Genomic DNA, 1,657 nt, shown 5'->3' with positions numbered 1-1,657 from the left:
GTTTCCGCTGGCGCAGGTGGATCGCATCATTTCCGGTGAAGCAGCGGTGTTGAGCGGCCATGGGACCCGGGCCATGCCCATTTGGGGGCCGGTCTTTTCTCAAGTAAATCGGGATCAGGATCTCGGTCGCGTGAGAATCGATAACCTGGCGCGCTATCTCAGGGATATCCAGATCAAATAGTCGCTCCCTCGTCTGAGTCAAGATGCGCATCATCTGAGCGAAGCTACGCACGCGATGATCACTCCTTGACGCGTTTGAAGCGAAAGTACTGGAACCCGAATTGCGCCGTAAGCAGTGGTCTTAAAGGAGATTCGGAGATGCTCTTAACACTTACAGACAAGAAACTGCCTCAAGGACCTCCTTGCGGAGTGATGCAGGCGAATGTCTTCCGGAGGCCGGGCGAGCTTGGATTGGAAGACAAACCGATTCCAAGCGCCGGCCTGGGGGAGGCAGTCATTCAGGTAAAGTTGACTACGATCTGCGGGACTGACGTTCAAATCGCGCGTGGCGCATATCCGGTAGCGGAAGGCTTAACGCTGGGCCATGAGGCAGTCGGAGTAATTCACGAGCTCGGCCCAGGCGTTACCGGATATCGGGTTGGCCAGCGAGTGCTGGTTGGGGCGATTACACCTTCGGACAATCCGAGGCCTGCTTAAGGGGTGACGGGTCTCGTTGTGGCCGTCCGCTCGGAGGTTGGCGCCTTGGGAATAAGATTGACGGAGTACAGGCGGAGTATGCCCTGGTACCCGATGCTCAGGCAAACCTGGCGATCATTCCCGAGGCGCTTTCCGACGAACAGGTGATTCTGCTGGCTGATAGCGCCTCGACCGGGTTCGCGGCAGCCGAAAGCGCCCAAGTCCGGTTGGGCGACACGGTTGCGGTGTTTGCGCAGGGACCGATCGGGTTGTGTGCGACCCTCGGTGCGCGTCTGATGGGAGCGTCTGAAATTATCACCATAGATAACGATCCGGAACGTCTGAAGATGGCGCAGCATTTCGGAGCGACTGCGGTAGTTCTGTCTGAGGGAAATCCCCTGGAAGAAATTCGAGAGGTAACCGAGGGCCGGGGAGTGGACGTGGCGATCGAAGCGCAAGGGTCTCAAGAAGCGTTTGAGAAGGCCTTACGCGCTCTCCGACCGGGTGGGCGATTGTCGAGCATTGATATCTATTCCGGGCATCTGACTCTGCCTCAACAAGCCCCGCTTTCCGGACTGGGCGGGCAAGATTGTCCCAATGGCAAGGAGCGCATGGAGACGTTGATGCGGCTGGTGCTGGCGCAGAGAATCGATTTGACGCCGCTGTTGACGCACTTCTATCCGCTAGCGCAGATCCAGGAAGCCTATAAGCTGTTTGAAGCGAACGAGGGCGGTGTATTGAAGGTCGGGATCAGAGTTTCGTCTGTTAACAACAAGGGCGGTAGATGTTGTGGCAAATGTAACCATTCAAAAAGTGGAGGAGAATAAACCGGCGATGGCGCCGCTTGCCCGGCAGGAACGCCAAAAATAAAAAGGGGCGACTGCGATGCCCCTTTCTTTAAACTCCGTTGCTATTGTGGCTCGGCGCTTTGAAAGACACAGTGACGCCCGCTTTAATGGGAACGGGAATAGTTGGGCGGCCTCGAACGGCCTTGTAGGTATCTTCGACATCTCTATAGTAA

1 protein-coding gene and 1 pseudogene are annotated in these 1,657 nt (G+C 56.5%); both read left to right on the top strand.

Annotated elements, in window-relative coordinates:
- Nucleotides 1-181, top strand: a 181-nt coding sequence (locus tag WBR57_RS12870; protein WP_424084132.1) for a hypothetical protein, incomplete at its 5' end; no start/stop codon positions are given.
- 137 nt (nucleotides 182-318) lie between these two features.
- Nucleotides 319-1,394 (top strand): annotated as a pseudogene (locus tag WBR57_RS12865) (zinc-binding dehydrogenase); the annotation flags it as partial.
- Between the last annotated feature and the right edge of the window lie 263 nt (nucleotides 1,395-1,657).

Source organism: Pseudomonas sp. (assembly GCF_049590575.1).
In the GTDB taxonomy this organism is placed as follows: domain Bacteria; phylum Pseudomonadota; class Gammaproteobacteria; order Pseudomonadales; family Pseudomonadaceae; genus Aquipseudomonas.
This window is presented reverse-complemented; position numbering and strand designations above follow the sequence as displayed.